This window comes from Sporosarcina sp. FSL K6-5500, from assembly GCF_038005665.1.
Taxonomy (GTDB): Bacteria; Bacillota; Bacilli; order Bacillales_A; family Planococcaceae; genus Sporosarcina; species Sporosarcina psychrophila.
In genome coordinates, this window is the sequence record NZ_JBBOTP010000001.1 from 3151763 (window position 1) to 3173499 (window position 21737).

17 protein-coding genes and 1 riboswitch are annotated in these 21737 nt (G+C 41.5%); of the genes, 11 read left to right on the forward strand and 6 right to left on the reverse strand.

What is annotated here, in order from left to right; translation table 11 throughout:
- Positions 1-10 precede the first annotated feature (10 nt).
- The 5 genes from prpB (at position 11) to MKX62_RS15195 (ending at position 7045) form a co-directional block, all read left to right on the forward strand.
- Entirely contained in the window at positions 11-919 is a 909-nt protein-coding gene (gene prpB / locus MKX62_RS15175) for a methylisocitrate lyase (RefSeq protein ID WP_067207398.1), read from the forward strand.
- A gap of 102 nt (positions 920-1021) precedes the next feature.
- Complete coding sequence (locus MKX62_RS15180) at positions 1022-2794, forward strand: sigma 54-interacting transcriptional regulator (protein WP_340741784.1); 1773 nt, start codon at positions 1022-1024, stop codon at positions 2792-2794.
- Between the two features lie 144 nt (positions 2795-2938).
- Positions 2939-4666 carry an acyl-CoA dehydrogenase family protein gene (locus MKX62_RS15185; RefSeq protein ID WP_445683535.1) on the forward strand — a complete coding sequence of 576 codons (1728 nt, stop codon included), beginning with the start codon at positions 2939-2941 and terminating at the stop codon, positions 4664-4666.
- A 15-nt stretch (positions 4667-4681) separates the two neighbouring features.
- On the forward strand, positions 4682-5584 hold the full coding sequence (locus MKX62_RS15190) for an NAD(P)-dependent oxidoreductase (protein ID WP_340741785.1): 903 nt from the start codon (positions 4682-4684) through the stop codon (positions 5582-5584).
- Entirely contained in the window at positions 5585-7045 is a 1461-nt protein-coding gene (locus MKX62_RS15195; protein WP_340741786.1) for a CoA-acylating methylmalonate-semialdehyde dehydrogenase, read from the forward strand.
- 54 nt (positions 7046-7099) lie between these two features.
- Here the strand turns inward: MKX62_RS15195 and MKX62_RS15200 are convergent, their stop codons facing one another.
- Together MKX62_RS15200 and MKX62_RS15205 are read right to left on the reverse strand one after the other, a co-directional pair.
- The gene (locus MKX62_RS15200; RefSeq protein ID WP_067207409.1) at positions 7100-8134 is read right to left on the reverse strand and encodes an enoyl-CoA hydratase/isomerase family protein; all 1035 of its coding nucleotides are present in this window, start codon (positions 8132-8134) and stop codon (positions 7100-7102) included.
- A gap of 15 nt (positions 8135-8149) precedes the next feature.
- The gene (locus tag MKX62_RS15205; RefSeq protein WP_340741787.1) at positions 8150-8935 is read right to left on the reverse strand and encodes an enoyl-CoA hydratase-related protein; all 786 of its coding nucleotides are present in this window, start codon (positions 8933-8935) and stop codon (positions 8150-8152) included.
- A 522-nt stretch (positions 8936-9457) separates the two neighbouring features.
- On the opposite strand from MKX62_RS15205, the gene MKX62_RS15210 reads away from it, so the two are divergent.
- From MKX62_RS15210 to MKX62_RS15220, 3 genes are read left to right on the forward strand one after another with little or no spacing between them, the layout of a single operon-like run.
- Positions 9458-10198, forward strand: a complete 741-nt coding sequence (locus MKX62_RS15210; RefSeq protein WP_067207414.1) for a metal ABC transporter ATP-binding protein — start codon at positions 9458-9460, stop codon at positions 10196-10198.
- Complete coding sequence (locus tag MKX62_RS15215) at positions 10198-11055, forward strand: metal ABC transporter permease (RefSeq protein ID WP_067213888.1); 858 nt, start codon at positions 10198-10200, stop codon at positions 11053-11055. The genes MKX62_RS15210 and MKX62_RS15215 overlap by 1 nt, the downstream gene beginning before the upstream one ends.
- A 33-nt stretch (positions 11056-11088) precedes the next feature.
- Positions 11089-12021 carry a metal ABC transporter substrate-binding protein gene (locus MKX62_RS15220; protein ID WP_067207416.1) on the forward strand — a complete coding sequence of 311 codons (933 nt, stop codon included), beginning with the start codon at positions 11089-11091 and terminating at the stop codon, positions 12019-12021.
- A 208-nt stretch (positions 12022-12229) separates the two neighbouring features.
- Here the strand turns inward: MKX62_RS15220 and MKX62_RS15225 are convergent, their stop codons facing one another.
- Genes MKX62_RS15225 through tenA form a run of 4 tightly spaced genes read right to left on the reverse strand, consistent with a single transcriptional unit; the run spans position 12230 to position 15369 of the window.
- A complete protein-coding gene (locus MKX62_RS15225) occupies positions 12230-13207 on the reverse strand; it encodes an ABC transporter substrate-binding protein (protein WP_338652976.1) in 978 nt (325 codons plus the stop codon).
- Positions 13204-13944, reverse strand: a complete 741-nt coding sequence (locus MKX62_RS15230; protein WP_187047264.1) for an ABC transporter permease — start codon at positions 13942-13944, stop codon at positions 13204-13206. The genes MKX62_RS15225 and MKX62_RS15230 overlap by 4 nt, the downstream gene beginning before the upstream one ends.
- Positions 13941-14690 carry an ABC transporter ATP-binding protein gene (locus tag MKX62_RS15235; protein ID WP_338652972.1) on the reverse strand — a complete coding sequence of 250 codons (750 nt, stop codon included), beginning with the start codon at positions 14688-14690 and terminating at the stop codon, positions 13941-13943. The genes MKX62_RS15230 and MKX62_RS15235 overlap by 4 nt, the downstream gene beginning before the upstream one ends.
- Positions 14677-15369, reverse strand: a complete 693-nt coding sequence (gene tenA, locus MKX62_RS15240) for a thiaminase II (RefSeq protein WP_067207426.1) — start codon at positions 15367-15369, stop codon at positions 14677-14679. The genes MKX62_RS15235 and tenA overlap by 14 nt, the downstream gene beginning before the upstream one ends.
- Positions 15370-15476: 107 nt before the next feature.
- Positions 15477-15580: riboswitch (TPP riboswitch) on the reverse strand.
- Positions 15581-15730: 150 nt separating this feature from the next.
- Between tenA and MKX62_RS15245 the strand changes: the two genes are divergently transcribed.
- The 3 genes from MKX62_RS15245 (at position 15731) to brnQ (ending at position 21552) form a co-directional block, all read left to right on the forward strand.
- Entirely contained in the window at positions 15731-16888 is a 1158-nt protein-coding gene (locus MKX62_RS15245) for an exonuclease SbcCD subunit D (protein WP_340741788.1), read from the forward strand.
- Positions 16885-19962, forward strand: a complete 3078-nt coding sequence (locus MKX62_RS15250; RefSeq protein ID WP_340741789.1) for an SMC family ATPase — start codon at positions 16885-16887, stop codon at positions 19960-19962. The genes MKX62_RS15245 and MKX62_RS15250 overlap by 4 nt, the downstream gene beginning before the upstream one ends.
- Before the next feature lie 234 nt (positions 19963-20196).
- On the forward strand, positions 20197-21552 hold the full coding sequence (gene brnQ / locus MKX62_RS15255) for a branched-chain amino acid transport system II carrier protein (protein ID WP_067207434.1): 1356 nt from the start codon (positions 20197-20199) through the stop codon (positions 21550-21552).
- The last annotated feature ends 185 nt before the right edge of the window (positions 21553-21737 follow it).

Consider the following 21737-nt stretch of genomic DNA (forward strand, 5'->3'; position numbering starts at 1 on the left):
GGAAATGACAATGGCGTGGATTGTTGATCAACAATCATCACAAGAGACATTAGCTAAGAAATTCCATTCAATCATGCATGCATCAGGAATCGTTCAAATCCCTGGTGCGCATGATGCGATGGCAGGGCTTATTGCACGAGATGCCGGATTTTCTGCACTCTATTTATCGGGGGCCGCCTATACGGCTAGTCGTGGTTTACCAGACTTAGGGATTGTGACGTCAACTGAAGTTGCGGAGCGAGCAAGGGATATAGTGCGTGCTACCGATTTACCGCTGCTTGTTGATATAGATACAGGTTTTGGTGGTGTATTGAATGTAGCAAGGACAGCCCGTGAAATGGTAGAAGCGAATGTCGCAGCAGTACAATTAGAGGACCAACAGTTACCTAAGAAATGTGGCCATTTGAATGGAAAGAACTTGGTTTCTACTGAAGAAATGGTGCAGAAAATAGTAGTGTTGAAACAGGTTGCACCGACACTTCTTATTGTTGCGAGAACAGATGCGCGCGCAGTGGAAGGTTTAGAGCAAGCGATTGATAGAGCGAAGGCATATGTGGAAGCGGGTGCGGATGCTATTTTCCCGGAAGCTCTTCAATCAGAAGAGGAATTCAGACTGTTTGCCAAAGAGATTTCGGTTCCTTTGCTTGCAAACATGACTGAGTTTGGAAAAACACCCTATTATAGCGCCGATGAATTTGCTGAAATGGGTTTCCAAATGGTAATTTACCCAGTCACATCATTAAGAGTTGCTGCCAAAGCCTATGAACGTGTTTTTGAGAAAATCATCAATGAGGGCTCACAAGAACAAGCACTTTCTGATATGCAAACGAGAAGTGAATTATACGTTACTATTTCTTATGATGAATTTGAAGCATTGGACGAGTCAATAGCGAAGACCGTATTAACAAAAGAGCAGTAATACTGAATAGCGGCGATGATTCGTTCTTTAAGGCATGGAGGTAAGGCCTGCTGGAGAATGGATCATCGCCTTTTCACATTATCAAAAGGTGGATGATGAGAAATGGTAAAAGAAGATTATTATAGGGTTAAAGAATGGATGAGCGAATATCCGCAAGTGTTGACAAAGGACCTTGAAATCGGAGAAACATTACGTTTGCTCTCCGAAGGACATTGTTCGGAACTGCCAGTTGTGGATCATGAACGACTAATCGGAGTCGTCACAATAGGGGATTGCCTTGCTACTATTAAGAGTGGAATAGGTTGGAATGAACCGATTAACTCTATTATTAGTGCAGTCTTCCAATCGGTGAATGAAGATTTCTCCGTGAAGCAATTGGATGGATGTCCAACCTATATCGTATGTGAGAAGACAGGCATGCTCCAAGGAGTAATCACACAAATAGAACTGCTGAAGATTAATCAAGCTCTTTTTCAACGACTTGAAAAATCAAAGGAGACAATCGAGTGGTATACACTATGTTTTGATACGGCTTATGAAGGATTGACGATTGTAGATGAAGCGGGTGTGATTCAATTGTTTAATGAAAACTATAGCCGCTATGTTGGCGTGACTAAGGAGGAGGCTATTGGCCTTCCAGTAGAAAATGTTATTGAGAATACAAGGATACCAATTGTCCTTAGAACGGGTATCCCTGAGCGTAATCAAATCCATTGGCTGCAGGGGCAAAAAATGGTTGTTCACCGAATGCCGATTTGGAAAAATGGTCGTATTGTTGGGGCCGTCGGTATGCTTATTTATGAAGGCGTTTCTGAAGTCCAGCAAATTATCACTCAAATAGATTTGTTAGAGCAACGAAAAGGGAGTGAAACGTCGATTGAGGTGGGCAAAGTTGCTGCACAGAAACGGTTCACTTTTGAAGATATTCTCGGAGAGAGTCCCGCCATATCTAATACAAAGAAGCTTGCAAGAAAGGCAGCACAGTCTAAGGCTCCCGTTTTGATCACTGGGGAAAGTGGTGTTGGAAAAGAGCAATTTGCAAGGGCGATACATGATACGGGTAAGATGAGCAGTGGACGTTTTATCAGTGTTAATTGTGCGGCGATTCCCGAGAACTTAATCGAATCAGAGCTATTTGGCTATATGGAAGGTGCGTTTACAGGTGCGAAAAAAGGAGGGAAACCCGGAAAATTTGAGCTTGCTCACATGGGGACAATTTTCTTGGATGAAATTGGTGACATGCCCCTTGCGACACAGGTGAAAATTCTTAGGGTGATTCAGGAAAAAGAGGTGGAACGGATTGGTGGAACTGAACCGATTCAGGTCCAGTTCCGGATTATTACAGCTACAAATAAAAACCTTGAAAAAATGGTGAGGGAAGGCGAGTTTAGAGAAGATTTATATTATCGGCTTCACGTGATCCCCTTGAATATTCCTCCACTTAGGGAGCGGAAAAGCGATATCCCACTGATTATTTCCGCACAGCTACCCACTCTTTGTCAAATGTACGATAGTGAGGGGAAAACGATTGATAAGGAAGTCATGCAACTATTCTTTCGATATCATTGGCCAGGGAATGTACGCGAGTTAATTAATGTATTGGAAAGATTATTTGCTTTGACAAGCGAATCCCATATTAAAATGAATGATTTGCCAAACGAATTTTTTCGAATAGAAAAGAAACAAGAATATATGACTATTTCCTCGTCGTTAAGCGAAAGAAATGAAGTAAGACAACTTGTGCATGAGGAAGAAGAGAAGAATATCATTGAAAAAGTATTAAGAGAAGTAAGCGGGAACAAGTCGGAAGCGGCTAAACGTCTCGGCATTACAAGAGCAACTCTTTATAATAAACTATCTCGTTATCAGTTATAAATGCAAACTGCTAACTAGAAGCGTCAACTTGTCTAGTCACTTAGACAGTTGGTGTTTTCCATAGCTTAGAAACATCTGTGTTCCGTCCGAGATTTTATTGGCATGCAACTTGCAATATATAACATTGAATGGAGGGAATGAGAAATGGAGCAGATACAACACTTAATCTCAGACACTAATTTAACAAATAGTAGTATGACTTATTCCTATTTTACACCCGAAGATTTTACAGACGACTATGAAATGATTGCTAAAACAACCAAACAATTTCTGAAACTGGACGTGAAGCCTCAACTTGAAAAAGGTTTGTCGATAGAAAATCAAGATGTTCGCGTACTTTTTGAAAAAGCTGGGGATATCGGTCTTCTTGGTATTGAAGTCCCGGAAGCCTATGGTGGTTTTGAGTTAGGGAAAATGGTTGCAGGTCTCGTTGCAGAGATAATGGGTGCGGCCGGCTCATTTAGCGTTTCGTTTAATATTCATGTTGGTGTTGGTACATTGCCATATGTCTATTTTGGTACAGAATCCCAAAAGGAAAAGTACTTACCGAAATTGACAAGTGGGGAATGGATTGGTGCTTACGCCTTGACAGAGTCGAATGCAGGGTCGGATGCTTTGAATTCGAAAACAACTGCCGTCTTGAACAAAGAAGGGACGGATTGGATATTGAATGGTGAAAAGCAATGGATAACGAATGCCCATCTCGCTGATTGTTACGTAGTGTTTGGAAAAATAGCCGAAGGTATGACTGCATTTATCGTAGAGCGAACATTTGAAGGTGTGTCAGTTGGACCCGAGGAAAAAAAGATGGGGATTAACGGTTCTTCTACTGCTACTCTTATTTTGGAAGACGTCAAAATACCTGTTGGAAACGTCCTGGGGGAAATTGGGAAAGGGCATCATATTGCTTTGAATATTTTAAATATGGCTCGTTTGAAACTTGCATTTGCCAATATCGGAACGGCAAAGCATGCATTACATCTATCAGTAGCTTATGCGAAAGAGCGAAAGCAATTCAGCAAAGCATTGATTGGCTTCACGATGATCCAAGAAAAGGTAGCCAATATGGCGGTACGAATCTTCGGTGCAGAAAGTGCGGCATACCGAACAGCGGGGGAAATGGATGAAGCGCTTCAATCTGTTGATTCGGTAGAGGAGTTAGTAAGAATTGTCGCTGACTTCATGATTGATTGTGCAATAAATAAAGTGAATAGTTCAGAAGCCCTTGATTATATTGTTGACGAGGCAGTGCAAATCCACGGGGGATATGGTTATATGCAGGAATATGAAGTAGAAAATTTATATCGCGATGCACGAATCAATCGGATTTTCGAAGGGACGAATGAAATTAATCGTCTTGCAATTGCTAAAGGTGTACTGAAAAAAATCGAAAAGGGGCAACTATGGTCTGCAAAAAACGAAGTGGACAATCGGACGCATGCTTTGACGCGGCATTACGGCTACTTAGTAAAGGCAAAACAACTTATCGGAATTGTCGTGAAAGCGCTTGCTGGACCTTTAGGGAAATCAATTGAAGAGGAACAAGAGTATTTAGGATTACTAGCCAGTATGAATGAAAGGCTATTCATCATGGAATCTGCTTTGCTAAGGACTGAGAAGGCACTAATTAAAAATGGGGAATCCGAGGAAAAAAGGAAGATGCTAATGTCCGATGTCATTTGTGAAGAGGGGTATCGAAGTATTCAAACAGCTGCTATTTCGTTTGTATCAAGTGCACTACCCGATGAGGAAAGTCGTGGGCTTATGCTGATGGAAATTCAAGCAATCTCAGCTCCGCTTTACAGTAATATGTTTATCAAGAAGAGAGAAATTGTTCAAGGAATAATAGAAAGCGCTCGATATAACGTCTAAAATATGGGGGACTCGATGATGAAAATTGGCATGATCGGCTTAGGGAATATGGGAATGCCCATGGCGAAAAACTTACTGGAATCTGGATTCACTGTTTATGGAAATGACCGAAGTGAATTAGCTGAAACTGTATTTCAGCAAGCGGGCGGAATAATTGGTCTTTCTGCAATACAAATGGCAGGACGTTGCGCTATTATTTTGACGAGTTTACCATCAACAGCCGCGGTGGAATCAGTTTATTTAGGAGAAGCAGGGTTGATTCACCAAAGCGATGAAAATATTCTTTTGATTGATACGAGCACTGTTTCGCCGGAAGTGAATCGCCGCATAAGCGAGGAAGCACAAGCGAAAGGAGTTGCTTATTTAGCCGCACCAGTCAGTGGGGGTGTGATAGGTGCGGAAAATCGGACACTGACATTTATGGTTGGTGGCCGAGCGGTGGACTATGAGCGTTCATTACCAATTATTTCAGTACTAGGCGAAAATTTGTTTCATGTGAATGAGCGAATTGACAGTGGGACAATTGCAAAATTGATAAATAATCTGCTCATCGGTTTCTATACCGCAGGGGTGAGTGAAGCATTGGCATTAGCAAATGAAAATAACATGGACATGAACAAGCTTTTTGATATGTTAAATGTTAGCTATGGACAGAGTCGAATATATGAACGGAACTTCAAATCATTTATCGAAAATGAGGAGTATGAACCGGGATTTGCGCTGAAGTTATTACGAAAAGATATGGGATTCGCCTTGCAATTGGCAGAGAGTAATCAGTTGCATCTCCCAATCAGCCAAGCCCTTTTGGCAGTTTATGAAGAAGCGGAACATGCGGGATTAGCGGAAGAGGATATGTCAGCTTTGTATAAGAGAATTGGACATCAAAAAATAGCATTTACAATAGGGGGATTGAAATAAATGACTACAACAACTATAAAGCAAATGAAAAATTGGATTAACGGTGAATGGGTGGACTCATCTGGTACTGAAACGGAAACAGTTGCTAATCCAGCAACAGGTGAAACAATTGCTTATGTACCACTATCTACAAAGAAAGACGTCGATGCTGCAGTAGAAGTGGCAAAACAAGCTTTTCTATCGTGGGCCGATATACCAGTTCCGAACCGTGCGCGTCTTCTGTTTACTTACTTGCAAAAGTTGGAGGAACATAAAGAGGAGTTAGCACAGATTATTACGATGGAAAGCGGAAAAACATTGACAGATGCAAGAGGGGAAGTGCAAAGGGGGATTGAGGTAGTGGAACTTGCTACGTCAGCGCCTAGCTTGATGATGGGAGAGGCTCTACCAAATATGGCTACGGGTATTGACGGATCTGTCTGGCGCTACCCGATTGGAGTTGTCGCAGGGATCACTCCATTTAATTTCCCGATGATGGTGCCCCTCTGGATGTTTCCACTCGCGATTGCTTGCGGGAATACATTTGTGCTTAAAGCATCTGAAAGAACGCCCGTTTTAGCGGGACATCTTGTTGAATTATTTCACGAATCCGGTTTCCCGAAAGGTGTCTTAAGTTTGGTGCATGGGGGAAAAGAAGTGGTGAACGGTTTACTGGAGCACCCAGATGTCAAAGCAATTTCTTTTGTTGGATCAGAACCGGTTGCAAAACATGTGTATGAAACGGGTACGAAATACGGTAAACGTGTTCAGGCGCTTGCTGGTGCAAAGAATCATGCGGTTGTCATGGCGGACTGTCATCTCGAAAAAACAGTTCAAGGAGTTATTGGTGCAGCGTTTGGCAGTAGCGGTGAGCGTTGTATGGCTTGTTCGGTCGTTGCAGTTGTTGATGAAGTTGCAGATGATTTTATGGAGCTACTTGTTGCAAAAACGCGTGAATTATCAGTAGGAGATGGACGTTATGAAGAGAACTTTGTTGGCCCCCTTATTCGCAAATCGCATAAAGAACGTGTGCTTAGTTATATAGAGAGTGGTATAGCTGAAGGGGCTTCGCTGATTGTCGATGGCCGAGAAATAGATAGTCAACTGGCAGAAGGAAATTATCTCGGAGCGACTATTTTTGATAACGTGAACAACGAAATGAAAATTTGGCAGGAAGAACTCTTTGCTCCAGTGTTAAGCATTGTGCGTGTGAAGGATTTAGAAGAGGGAATTGCGCTGACAAATCAATCGAAGTTTGCCAATGGAGCGGTCATTTATACGGGAAGTGGTAAAAGCGCTCAAACGTTTCGTGAAAAAATTGATGCGGGTATGATTGGAGTAAATGTGAATGTACCTGCACCAATGGCATTCTTCTCTTTTGCCGGTAACAAATCTTCGTTCTATGGAGATCTCGGCACAAATGGGAAAGACGGGGTACAGTTTTATACGCGTAAAAAAGTTGTAACGGAGCGTTGGTTCTAAGAAAAGAATTGAAAAAAGCCGAATTCCTTTTTGGGGGGATTCGGCTTTCTCTAATTAGTCGGCTATGAAAAAGCCGTTGACCATTTCATTCGAAACAGATGAAATGTGTGGGTACTTATAGCAGGGTGCTAAATCTTTATCAATCAAGACAGAGCGAACTCCTTCGAAAAAGTCTTCGTGTTTCATGAAGTTCATTGCAAGAATAAGGTCTGTGGCAAGGCATTCTTCCAATGTTTTTTGTTCGCCGTCAATTAACTGCTTTAGTGTCACTTTTAATGATACAGGTGATTTCGTACGCATTGTTTCTATGGCTTCTTTCGCGAATGAAGTATCATTTTCCCCTAAGGCATCGAAGAGGGATTCTATCGTCGTCTGAGAGAAATGGTCGTCTATGTCTTTTTGCAAAGATACTAGTTTGCCTTCATCCGGTGCGGTTGATGTGTATTTTGCGAGCAATGTGTCAATGGTTGTTTGCTCCCATTTCCTTCCCTCCAATTCATCGATGAAAAGCAGGAGTTTTTCATGAGACATAAAATGATCTGCTCCATTTATATACAGTACATCTGCAGCTTTTAATTGTGTAGCCGTCAATGCTAAATATCTTCCGATGAATCCCGGAGCCTTATTTAAAAAATAGGCGGCACCTACATCTGGGAAAAAACCAATTGTCATTTCTGGCATTGCCCAAACGGTACGCTCGGTAACGATTTTAATAGAAGCACCATAAGTTAAACCTACGCCGCCTCCCATGACAATACCATCTAAACAAGCAATGATTGGTTTAGGGAATTGGGCAATGGATAAATCTGTTTGATATTCTTCTGTGAAAAAGTCGTTTGCTTTTTGGAGACCATTTTCACTATTTTTCGCTTCATATAATGTTTTAATATCTCCGCCGGCACATAAACCTTTTGTTCCTGCACCTTTGATTATGACAGCTTTGACACGTTCGTTTGTCTTCCAATCTGTTAATTTTTCCCTGATTGCTTGAACCATCGCGAAGGACAGTGAGTTTAAAGCTTTCGGCCGATTGAGTAAAATTGTAGCAACTCCATTGTCGCTTATTGAAAAAAGGACTTCTTCTGTCATTGTTCACAACCCCTTTTACGTATGTTTAAATAGCGGTTTTCTTTTTTCAATAAATGCGTGTACACCTTCCTTGGCATCGTCTGTTAAAAACAGTTCAGCAAAATTGTTACGTTCCCGTTCTAGCCCATTTACTAAGGATTCATTTGCTCCCTGTATGATACATTCTACAGCTCGCGTGATGCTGGTCATACTCTTACCGTCTACAAATGCTTTTGCAATCGTTTTAGCAGTTGGCAAAAGATCTTCTGGGGAAACGACTAATTGGATAAGTCCAGCTTCCTTTGCCTCGTCGCCGTTAAGTTGTTTGCTTGTTAAAATTAGTTCCAATGCAGTGGCTGTACTGGTTATCCTGCTCAATCTTTGCGTTCCGCCGAACGTAGGGATAAGCCCAAGTTGAAGCTCGGGTAATCCCAGTTTGGCTGCAGATACGGCAATCCGGTAATGGCAGCTCATAGCCAATTCCAATCCTCCACCAAGACAAGCACCATTAATGGCTGCGATAACGGGTTTTTTCATCGATTCTATTTCGTTGCAAATTGCTTGTCCCGCTGTGGCCATTGCCAATCCTTTCTGGTCGTCACCTAGTGCGTCAGTGAATTCTTTAATATCAGCACCGGCAACAAAGAAGCGACCTGCCCCAGTTAAAATAATCGCTTTCAACTTATCATCATTGGCAAGACATTTAAAAACCTCTCTTAGTTCGGCAATGCATGCTGTTGACAATGTATTGGCTGGTGCATGGTCTATTTCCACGATTGCAATGTCATCTTCAATCAGTAGATTTGTGAAATTTCTTGACATGATTTTTCCACTCCTTTATTAACTATATATGTTGACATAAAGAATCCACTCAACAACGCTTGGCCCCCCTATGAGGCGCCTTCGCTGGTGATTATATAGAATCATTAGTTCAATATATATATTAGTTATGCAATTATCATGCCAGTCTAAAGAGTGTGTAGTAGGAATGTTTAATTAATATGGAACTGTAAAACTGTCTAGACAGTTTTACAGTTCTTCGTCAGATGAAAGTTTTCGTAGTCGGGAGATTTTCATCGGTTGAAGCCTGTGAACTGAAATCTAATCAGGGAATCTACGGATGCTGTTGGTATGGCTTTCTAGGGGTTATTTTTCAAAAAAATATTTTTTTCTTTACTTTTGGTTTTAGATGTTCTACTATGAAGTTAGTAAAGTTTCCTGAGGGAAACAATAATGTAATTCATTTTTTTGCCTATAAAGTTTCCCTAGGGCAAAAAAAATTTGGATTTAAAGTTTCCCTTGGGAAACTCCGGCATATAAATAGATATATGGAGGTGTGTAAATATGAAAGATGCAATTGTAGTTTCGAATTTGCATGTGTCGTATTTCGGAAAAGAAGTGCTACATGATATAGAGTTCACGATATCAAGTGGGAAATCAGTTGGAATCATTGGACCGAATGGAGCAGGGAAGTCCACTTTGCTTAAAGTGTTACTAAATTTGATTTCAAAAGATAAAGGGGATATTACAATCCTTGGTTCCACGCTGAAAGAGGTCCGTAAACGAATTGCTTACGTTCCGCAGCGTAGTACAATCGATTGGGATTTCCCGATTACAGTCAAAGATACAGTTCTTATTGGTACGTATCCGACAGTTGGATTATTAAAAAGGCCAGGGCGAAAGGAAAGGGCATTGGCTCTGAAGTGCCTTGAAAAGGTTGATATGATCGAGTTTCAGGATCGGCAAATTGGAGAATTATCTGGCGGTCAGCAGCAGCGTGTTTTCCTGGCTAGAGCACTTGCTCAGCAGGCAGATTTGTTTTTACTCGATGAACCATTTGTTGGAATTGACGCAACGAGTGAAGAGATGATTGTGAAGATTTTAAAAGAGTTGCGCGATGAAGGAAAAACAATCATCGTCGTCCATCATGATTTGAACAAGGCGGAAAAATATTTTGATGAACTGTTGTTGTTAAACAAGGAGTTAATTGCGAAGGGCAGTGTGAAAGAAGTGTTTACGCCTCAAATGATTTCAAAAGCATACGGCGGACAATTATCGTTTTTAGATGGGGTGATGGCGAAATGATGCATTTCATCGAGGCAGTTATGCAATATGGTTTTCTGCAAAAAGCGCTTATTACATCGGTGATGGTTGGTATCATTAGTGGCGTCATTGGTTGTTTTATTATTTTAAGAGGAATGGCCCTGATGGGGGATGCGATATCTCATGCCGTATTACCAGGTGTCGCAATTTCTTTCATGCTAGGTATCAATTTCTTTATCGGAGCGGTGATAACGGGTATTTTAACAGCTATCGGTATAGGATTCATCAACCAGAACAGTCGAGTGAAAAATGATTCTGCGATTGGCATCATGTTTACTGCTGCATTTGCCGCTGGGATTATCCTTATCACATTTATGAAGAGTAGTACAGATTTGTATCACATCCTGTTTGGGAATGTGTTGGCGGTCAGACCTTCTGATATGTGGATGACACTAATAGTTGGTATTTTCGTGTTGTTAAGTGTGTTTATATTTTATAAAGAGTTGCTTGTCAGTTCGTTTGACCCGATTATGGCTCAAGCATATGGGCTTCCGACTAAGATGATCCATTACTTTTTAATGGTTCTATTAACACTTGTTACGGTCGCATCGTTACAGACAGTGGGCATCATATTAGTCGTTGCGATGCTTATTACACCCGCTTCGACAGCTTATTTATTAACTGATCGGCTGTCTGTCATGATAGTCATTTCAGCTGCATGTGGAACGATTTCGGCGATAATTGGTTTGTATTTGAGCTTCACGTACAATCTTGCATCTGGCGCAACAATCGTACTCGTCGCAACCGCTTTATTTTTCTTAGCATTTATATTCTCACCGAAACAAGGTTTATTGTGGAGAGCTATTCGAACAAATAAACAAAAATCAGCCGTTTTATAAAAGGTAATTCAAAATAGAAGGGGAAGATTGTGAATGAAAAAAAGTATGCTATTGTTTGCACTGGTTGTTGTTGGAGTCTTGTTGTCGGCATGTAACCAAGGGGCGACTGCTCCAAAAGAGAAGGGTGAAAAACTGCAAGTCGTTGCGACGTATTCGATTGTCTACGATATTGTGAAAAATGTCGGGGGAGATTTGGTCGATGTTCACAGCCTTGCACCGATTGGATCAGATCCTCACCAATATGATCCACTTCCGGCAGATGTCGCTTTGACGACAGATGCAGATGTTGTTTTTTATAACGGGCTAAATTTAGAAGAAGGAAATGCATGGTTTACTAAATTGATGGAAACCGCTGGAAAAGCGGGGGAGGATGCGCCGGTATTTCGTGTAAGTGAAGGGGTTGAACCGATGCTCCTCAGTTCGAAGGACCATTTAGGGGAAGAAGATCCCCATGCTTGGCTTGACGTGCGCAATGGCATCAAGTATGTAGAAAACGTGCGTAAATCCCTGAAGAAAATTGATCCAGAAAATGCAGACATCTATGATGAAAACGCGGATGCATATATCACTGAACTCAAAGCCCTTCATGAAGAAATCGTGGAGAAAATGAACAAGATCCCAGAAGAACGACGGATACTCGTGACGAGTGAAGGTGCGTTCAAATACTTCTCCAAAGCGTATGATTTTAATGCAGCCTACATTTGGGAAATCAATTCACACCATGAAGGAACACCTGAACAGCTGACAACTATCATTGCAACTATCAACGAGGAAAAGGTTCAAGCATTATTTTTAGAAACAAGTATCGATCCACGTAGCATGGAGATGGTATCAAGGGAAACGAATGTGCCGATTAAAGGGAAAATCTTTACGGACTCTCTAGGGAAACCTGGTGATGATGGCGATACGTATGTGAAAATGCTAAGATGGAACGCAGACATGATTTATAGTGGTTTGAATCAATAACAAAATGATGAAGCAGCCAGGACTTTTTACTTCAAAAGTCCTGGCTGCTTTTTGGTGGAAATAGTTGTGTCGGTGATAACCTAATCCATGGCGGTGATAAGTCCGTTTGAGCCGGTGATAACCCAATCCGTGGCGGTGATAACCTCGTTTGAGTCGGTGATAACACAATCCATAACGGTGATAAACTCAGTATAAGCTTGTTTTTTTGTTAGTCCATATTAATGAAAATCCCATCAAGATTTGCTTCGTTTTTCAATAATCCGGTTTCTGACATCCAATCGGCAGTTGCTTGCCATGCCTGTTCATCCTGCTCACCAAACGTACCAGGTGCTGTCATTTTCGGAAGAAGAATCGAAAGTGACTCTCTTTCAACAACCTCGACGAGTGGGAAATTCGCTTCATCCTGGTATTTTAGCAAGATAGACAGCGCTTCTTCAGGATCTTTCTCCATATCATCAAAGGCTCTTCCGGCAGCGCGCCAAAATGCTTCGATGTTCTTTTGGTCTTTCTTCCAGGTATCGTCACTTGTCACAACAATAAGTTCATAAAACGAAGGTATTTCGAAGTCTGTGGGGTCAATATAGCCTGTTGGAAATCCTTCATATTCAAGTAGCGGTACTTCATGATTAATATATGCCCCGATAACAGCGTCTGCTTTTTTTGAAATCAATGCAGAATTTAATTCAAACCCCACATCGACCATGTTTACTTTACCGTAGTCTGCACCATCTGCTTTCATCATTGTTTCTAGTATTGCTTCGTTCAAAGGGATTCCTGAATAGCCTACAATTTTTCCTTCTAGATCTTTTGGTGACTCGATACCACTTTCTTTTAAAAATGCTACGTGATTCAATGGCGAACGAACGAGAACGCCGACGGATTTAATACCGATATTCTGTTCAGACTTTGCAATTATAACGTCAGGCTGATAGGTGATGCCCATAGTCACTTTTCCTGCTGCTGCAAGGTTAATAGGATCAGTCGGACTTGCGGGGAACTTGATATCCAGTTCAATGCCTTCATCTTTGAAATAACCTTTTTCCTCCGCAACATAAAGGAAGCTATGTACAGCATTAGGATACCAATCAAGCATGATACTTACCTTTTCTGTTTTTTCATTAGTATTGCACGCGCTGAGCAATAGAATTAGCGCAATACTTGTAAGTGATAATGTGATTTTCTTCAATTTTTAATCCTCCATTTTAACGTTCGATTTTCAATAATGGTCACGCAGATGAATAGACCGATTCCGACGGCACTCAGTACAAAGATGGGTGCGAAAACAGCTGCACCATCGAACTGCGTCATCATACGCCTACTGAAGTAACCAAGGCCTGCCTGCGCGCCTAACCATTCTCCGATTGCAGCGCCAATTACACTTAGTGTCACAGCGACTTTCATACCAGAAAAGAAATGAGGGAGGGCAGTTGGTACGGAATATTTATAGAAAATATCCTTTTTTGAAGCACCCATCGTCAAAAAAAGTTCTTGTATATCTTTTTTTCCTGACGATAAACCATCGAATGTATTCACTGTTATCGGAAAAAATGTGATGAGCACAGTAACAGCAACTTTGCTCCAAATTGTGTAACCAAACCACAGTACAAAAATAGGTGCAAGCGCAATAATAGGAACCATTTGAGATGCAATGAGAATTGGATAGAGCGCTTTTCGTATGCCTGGACGGGAAGACATTAGCACTGCAATTGCTGTTCCTGAAATAATCGAAATGGCTAGGCCGATAATAATCGTCATCAAAGTAACCGGTAGATGTTTCAACAATAATACTTCCCTCAGTTCCCAAAAACGTATAAAAATTTGTATAGGGGAAGGGAGAATGAACGCTTTACCGTAAAGGCGTGCACCCAACTCCCAGATACTTAGAAATCCTGCAATGATTACTAAGGAAGCCGTATTTTTCACAGCGAAACCTCACTTCTGAGCTTGCCGATAAGCAGTTCTTTTAGCTCGAGCATTTCAGCGCGATGTAAATCGTTTCTTATTCGAGGTCTTTCAAGAGGCACTTCGATTTCCACGAATGAAGTGACAGGTTTGTTTTGCAACAGAAAAATACGGTCTGACAGAAACAGTGCTTCCTCTACGTCATGTGTGATGAAAAGGACAGTTGATTTGCGCTTTTCCCACAGATTGATGAGCCACTCTTGCATAGCCAGTCGGGTGATGGCGTCGAGTGCTGAAAACGGTTCATCCAACAATAGTAGGGAATTGCCAGAAAGAACAGCGCGTAAGAAAGCGACGCGCTGCTTCATTCCACCCGAAAGTTCTCCTGGATAGTTATCCTCTGTTCCACCAAGACCGAACTCTTGTAATAATGGTTGTACTTGTTCCTTGGCGGCCTTCTTATCTAATCCGGCTACTTCAAGCGGAAGACATGCATTTTCTAAAATGGTTCGCCAAGGCAGTAACAAATCTTGTTGTGGCATATAGCCGACCTTTCCAAGGCGCTGAGTATTTGGATTCCCTTCAAGAGAAATGGTACCCCCTGAGGGTTCATCTAATCCGGTTACAAGACGAAAAATCGTACTTTTACCGGAACCGCTAACACCAATTATCGAAATAAACTCACTGGGAAGAATGTTGAATGACAGATTATCGAGTATGCTGTTGCCTGATTCGTACGTGAATGAAACACCGTCAAACGATAGCATTTATCATTTCAACTCCAGGCCACATTTGTTTTGTATTTGCCATATCCCAAAACATATATTCATAACGAGTTGTATTGAGGAAGATCTCCTCGAGCTTTAACAGTTCATGCTCCGGTTTTCCTTCTGCTGATTTGTTCATTAAATCAATACACCAGCCCGCAAGTTCCTTGAATTCATCCGAAGAATACATCTGAATCCAATCGCCATATAACGAGTGATCGGCAGCACCTGGAATAGCATTTAGCTCCTTACCGATTTCCCAGTAACTCCATGCGCAAGGAAGCAGAGCAGCCATCACTTCCGCAACGGTTCCATTTTGACAGACGTGTAACATGTAGTGCGTATAGGCAAGAACAATTGGTGACGGCTTAGCGTTTTCAAGTTCCTGTTCAGAAATGCCGAACCGCAGTGCGTAGCTTCGATGCAGGGCCATTTCCTTGTTCAGCGTCCCATCGAGTAGTGTCGCGAATTTGCCCATCGTTTCCAAGTCGTCAGCTTTTACAGCCCCGATCGCAAACAGTTTTGCATAATCAATCAAATACAAGTAATCCTGTACCATATAAAACCTGAATTTATCCGGATCAAGCGTCCCATCGCCAATTCCTTGTACGAACGGATGGCTATGATTCTGTCTCCAGATTGGTAACGTCTTTTCTAACAAACGGTCAGTGAACTTCATGATATCAACACTCCCTTTGTATTCTTGAAAACCAAAAAACCCACTCCTTGAAGAAGAAGTGGGTTGTAGACAATCAAAAGTATCCCGGAAAATAGACCGGCAGAATTATTGTGTCAGCACCTCTTCCTTACGCTGGTATTAACCAGTTCAAGTTATAAGGGTCAAGGCACATGCCTCTCTCAGCTCTGTTAGAGCACCCCTAGCGGTGGATCATATGAAATTGGACTCATCCCCATTATAAGCATATTAAAAATAGAAGGTCAACCTTAACTTTGTGAAAAGTTAGAAAGGAATGTATGTTTCCTTTTACAAGAATTATCCTGTAAAGTAGAAAGAAAAAGTATTGAAAGGGGAAATGAATTTGAAATTTTTCCATACAGCGGACTGGCATTTAGGCAAGCTCGTTCAAGGTATATATATGACAGAAGGACAGCGTTATGTGCTCAATCAATTCGTAGAGGTAGTCAAAAAGGAGAAGCCAGATGCGGTCGTTATCGCAGGCGATTTGTATGACCGTGCGGTGCCACCTACAGAAGCGATTGCACTACTTGACGAAGTGCTTGGAAAAATCACTATGGAACTTGGAATACCAGTCCTTGCGATTGGAGGAAACCATGATAGCCCGGGACGCCTCCATTTTGGAAGCGGATTGATGCGAGTAAATGGCTACCATATTGCAGGTCAGATGACGAAAGTAATCGAACCGGTCGTTTTGTCAGATGACTACGGTGAGGTTCATTTCCATCTCGTACCATTTGCGGATCCTTCTGTTGTAAAACATTTGCACGAAGATGAAACGATTGTGAACCATAACGATGCGATGAAGAAAGTGACGGCAACTATCCGTGAACAAATGGCAGAGGGGGTCCGACATGTATTTGTTGGACATGCTTTTGTGACACCTCACGGAGAAAGTGAAAATAACACGAGTGACTCCGAACGACCGTTGGCAATTGGTGGGGCAGAATATGTGTCGGCGCATCTTTTCGAAGGATTTAATTATACTGCACTTGGCCACCTACATCAGGCACATTATGTGTTAAATGAAACAGTGCGATTTGCGGGTTCGCCAATGAAATATTCGATTTCAGAAGAACATCATAATAAAGGGTTTCTAATTATCGAACTTGACGCTGCAGGGCAGGTATCTGTTGAGAAACGGGAGTTGAAGCCAAAGCATGATATGCGGACGGTTGTAGGGACGATGGAACATATTTTGTTGCACCCAGTAAGTGAGGATTATGTTTTTGTTAAATTGCTAGATGAGACACCGGTTTTATTCCCGATGGAAAAAGTACGGTCAGTCTATCCGAACGCGATGCATGTTGAGCGTAAAGTGCTCATGCTGACCGCAAATGCGGTTGATGAACAACGTATGGAACATGGGAAGCATGATGATTTAGCACTCTTTAAAGCATTTTACGAAGAGATGAAAGGAGAAGCGGCAGACGTAGAAACGGAGACCCTCTTTTCAGAAGTGCTCCATGAAGTTATGCACAAGGAGGGGACACAGCTGTGAGACCAATTCAATTAATGGTGACGGCATTTGGACCATATAAAGGGACGGAAACGGTCGATTTCAGGGAATTGAAAGACAATCGACTCTTCGTTATTTCAGGAGCTACTGGTGCGGGGAAAACCACGATATTTGATGGGATTTGTTTTGCGCTATATGGTCAGGCGAGCGGAGAAGATCGAACGGATAATCGTGCGATGCGAAGCGACTTCGCAGACGACGCAGTTCAAACGACCGTTGAATTGACGTTTGACATTCATAATCGAACGTACCGCATCATGCGGCAAATACCGTATGTCAAACAGGGGAACAAGTCCGAAACGTCTGCGCGCTGCGAGTTCTATGAACTGACGGAAGACGGGGAGGTACCACTTGTCGACAGGCAGATTGTATCTGAAATTAACAAGAAGGTAGAAGAACTAATCGGCTTTACACAAGCACAATTCAGTCAGATTGTTATGCTGCCGCAAGGAGAGTTCCGAAAGTTTCTAACGTCTGATACAGAAAATAAAGAAACAATCATGCGGAAAATATTTAAAACAGATAAGTACCGTGAAATAGTGGAGCAGCTAAAAGGGAAGAAAGACAGCGCACAAGCGACTCTAACGAAAGAGATGCAACAGAGCGAGGGGCATATTGGACAAATAGCGACCTTACTGCCCGAGCGTGAGTCATCGGTCTTTACTGTTCTTGCGAATGAACATTACAATGTGAATCAAGTCGTTCAAGGATTAGAAGAAGAATTTGCGTTTTATCAAGACAAGACGGTTGTTGTTAAAAAGAGTTACGATGAAGTTTATGTAAAACATACAAAAATGCAAGAAATGTACCACGCCGCGAAAAGTATGAATGAACGTTTTATTGAACTACGTCAAAAAGAATTATCGTTAAATAAGTTAACGGAACATTTGCCGATTGTGGAACAAAAAGAGCAACAAATAGCCGACGCAGAGCGAGCTGTTTCAATCGGTGAACTTGAGATGCAATTACTCAAATTGAAAGAAGAAACTGCCACGAAAGCAGGTAATCTTAAGAATGCGAAGGAAGCAGTCCAGATAGTAACAGAAAAAATGGAACTTGCTGGGCAGCGTTTTCGAGTGGAAGAAGCAAGAAAAACTGACCGTGAAAAGCTGACGGAAAGTTTGATACGACTAAAAGATTTCCTTCCGGCTGTTTCAAGTTTGGCATCGAAGGAAACTGCTCTTGGTGTGATGAAAAAAGAAAACAATCATTTGGAAAAAGAACTTGGGAAAACCGTTAGAATGACAGATGAAGAAACGAAGAACTTGGAAAAAGTAAAAGTAGAAATCGAGATGTTTGAAGTGGGACAAGTTCAGTACGATGAACGTATCGATCAACTAAATGAAACGATTGAAAAGTGCAAACTACTGGATGAATTCATTGCCATTCGAAATCGGATACACGTATTGGAACAAGGAAAGAATGATCACGAGGCGCGTTATGAGAAAAGTAAATCGGAATACGATGCAGTAGAACAACTTTGGCTAAATAACCAAGCAGCTATGTTGGCTGAGTCTTTAAAAGACGGGGAATCCTGCCCGGTATGTGGGAGTGAACATCATCCCGCTAAATCGCATAAAACAATTGAAGTAACCATTTCAAGGGAAAAGCTGGAAGTGGAGAAAGAACGGCTGAAAGAAGTCGAGGGGCAATTCCGAACCGCGGCTATTACCTACCAAAATACAATCGAGCAGTTAACTGATAAAGAAAATGAAATGAAGCGGTTAGCTATAGAAAAGGATAATAATAATTTACATGAGGTAAAACAGAAGCTAGAAGCGGAAGTGGCTAAGCTTCGCGCAGATCGAAAATTGCTTGTTAATCTGAAAGTGGAATTGAAAAAGAAAGAAGTAATTACAGCGCAAATCGTGGCGCAGAAAACTGAAATGGAACGTGCATTGTTTCAACAAAAATCGTCCTATGATACACAACTAGCCCTGTTTAACATGACATTACAAACGATACCCGAAGATGTACGGGTACTAGCCACGCTTCAGGAGCGGATTGCTGAAACTGAAAAGAAAAAAGAAGAATTAGATTACGCTTGGGAAGTAGTCCAGAAAGTGCGTGAGGAAACGAGCGAGAAGTTGGGGGCGGCGAAAGTAGCAGAAATTCATGCTGGGGAAACCTTGGAAGAAGTTGTAGGGAAGAAGGGTCAGGCGGAGAGTAGATTCAAAAAAGCATTAGAAGAATCGGCATTCCCAACAGAACAGGCTTATCGTGAGGCGAAAATGCAAGAAGTTGACCGCATTTTGTTGAAAGAAAAAGTGGCGGTATTCAAACAACAACTTTATAGTTTACGCGATGCAGTAGCGGAGTTACGGGTACTGCTTGAAGGGAAAGAAGTGGTGGATTTGAGCGATTTGGCAACGAAAGTGGCCAAATTGAAAACTGATTATGAAGCCGCTCTTACTGACTATAATGCTTCTTCAGAATATGAAAAAAACGCATTCAGTTTGAAGGAGAAACTTGTACAGTCATCCGTAACAGTGATTGAACTTGAACGAATATATGGGAAAATCACAGACCTTTACGATATCGTAAGAGGACAGAACGGTTTGAAGTTGTCATTCGAACGCTATATTCAAATCGAATACTTGGAACGTATTATCCAATCGGCGAATGAACGTTTGAAAGAAATGTCGAACGGGCAGTTTGTCTTAATCCGCAGTGACCGTCAGGAAGTACGAGGGAGACAAAGTGGACTGGGTCTCGATGTATATGATGCTTATACAGGGCAAACACGTGACGTGAAGACATTGTCAGGTGGCGAAAAGTTCAATGCCTCTCTCTGTCTAGCACTTGGTATGGCAGATGTCATTCAAAGTTTCCAAGGTTCGGTGTCAATTGATACGATGTTTATTGACGAAGGATTCGGGTCACTTGATGAAGAGTCGTTGAACAAAGCAATTGACACATTAATTGATCTGCAGAAATCAGGTCGTATGATTGGCGTCATTTCTCACGTTGAAGAACTGAAAGCTGCATTCCCTGCGATTCTCGAAGTGAAAAAAGCAAAAGAAGGCCATAGTCACACGAAGTTTACTATTAAATGAGTTAATCTTATGTCCGTTTGCATGTTCGATCATGCAAACGGACAATTATTATATCGAAAATAGTATTATGATTTGTTTATTGTTAATATATCAGAAAAATCAATGTTTTATTATTCTTTTTAACATAATAAATTGCCATTATTATATTGCATTTTGTAAAGGAAAAGAGTATTATTAATTCAGCGATATATTGCATACGTGTAATGTTATTTACATCAAGGGGGAACTGAAGTTATGCAAAAGAAGTTATCATTTTCATCGTATCTTGCCATTGGCTTGATGCTATTCGCACTATTTTTTGGAGCAGGAAATCTTATTTTTCCAGCACAGCTTGGGCAATATGCTGGAACGAACATGTGGCTAGCTGTTCTTGGGTTTTTAATTACTGGAGTAGGGCTTCCATTTCTCGGCATCTTAGCGATGGGCTTCTCGGGGAGCCAAAATTTACAGCAACTTGCAAGCCGGATACATCCAGTTTATGCAGTTGTTTTCACATCACTTTTATACTTAACAATTGGTCCATTCTTCGCCGCACCACGTACAGGTGCAGTCGCATTTGATATTGGAATCTCTCCGTTTATAAGCGCGGAATATATGCAGATTGCTACAATTATCTTTACTTTATTGTTCTTTGGTCTTACATTGTGGTTATCATTAAATCCCGCCAAAATCGTTGACCGTGTAGGTAAAATCCTTTCACCAGCACTCATCGTACTTTTGTTCGCTTTGTTGGTTATGGTTATTGTAAAACCAATGGGTGTAATTCAGTCACCGCAAGGCGATTATACAAGCGGAGCGTTAATAAAAGGCGTTATGGAAGGTTATAACACAATGGACGCACTCGCTTCATTGGTCTTCGGGATTATCGTCATTAACGCAATCCGCTCGATGGGTGTGACGAATAAACGTGAAATTCTAATGGCGACAGCAAAAGCAGGTGCGATTGCGACTACATTCCTTGCGATTATCTATGTAGGAATTGCTTACTTAGGGGCGACGAGCACAGAGTTATTTGGACTCTTTGATACGGGCGGACCTGTATTAAGCGGTGCATCATCTCATTATTTGGGGACATTTGGATTGGTTATGCTCGCTGTAGTAATCCTACTCGCATGTTTGACTACGAGTATCGGACTGATTACTGCATGTGGTGAATATTTCAATACAATTATGCCGAAAATTAGCTACAAAGTTTTCGTTATTTTCTTCTCAACATTCTGTTTCGTTATCGCGAATTTTGGATTGGCGAATATCATTACGTATTCGATTCCGGTATTGATGTTCTTGTATCCGTTGTCAGTCGTTTTAATGATTCTGACATTCCTGTCACCGCTATTCAACCATGCTCGTGTAGTGTATGTATCAGCAACGGTCGTTGCATTTATGATTAGTATTATTGATGGATTTAAAACACTTTGTAAATCACTTGAGATAGCGTATTTTGATTGGTTAGCCCCAATTATATCCTTTTATGATCGTGTACTTCCTTTCTATGAGGAAGGGCTTGGTTGGCTTTTACCGGTACTCGTTGTCATACTAATAACCGGAATAGCCGCACGCATTCGGAAAAAACCTACAGTAGAAGTATAATAAAAAGCCGGTTCCTCACTGAGGAACCGGCTTTTTATTATACTTTGACGCGTCTGTTGATTAACTATTTATTGTCATAAAATACTGGTGAGTAGGGCTTGGGAAAATCCATTTTCACTGGATCATTTCCGGTTCGCTTTTGGCGAACTATTCATGACATATTTACCGAGAGGCAAGTGTGGCTA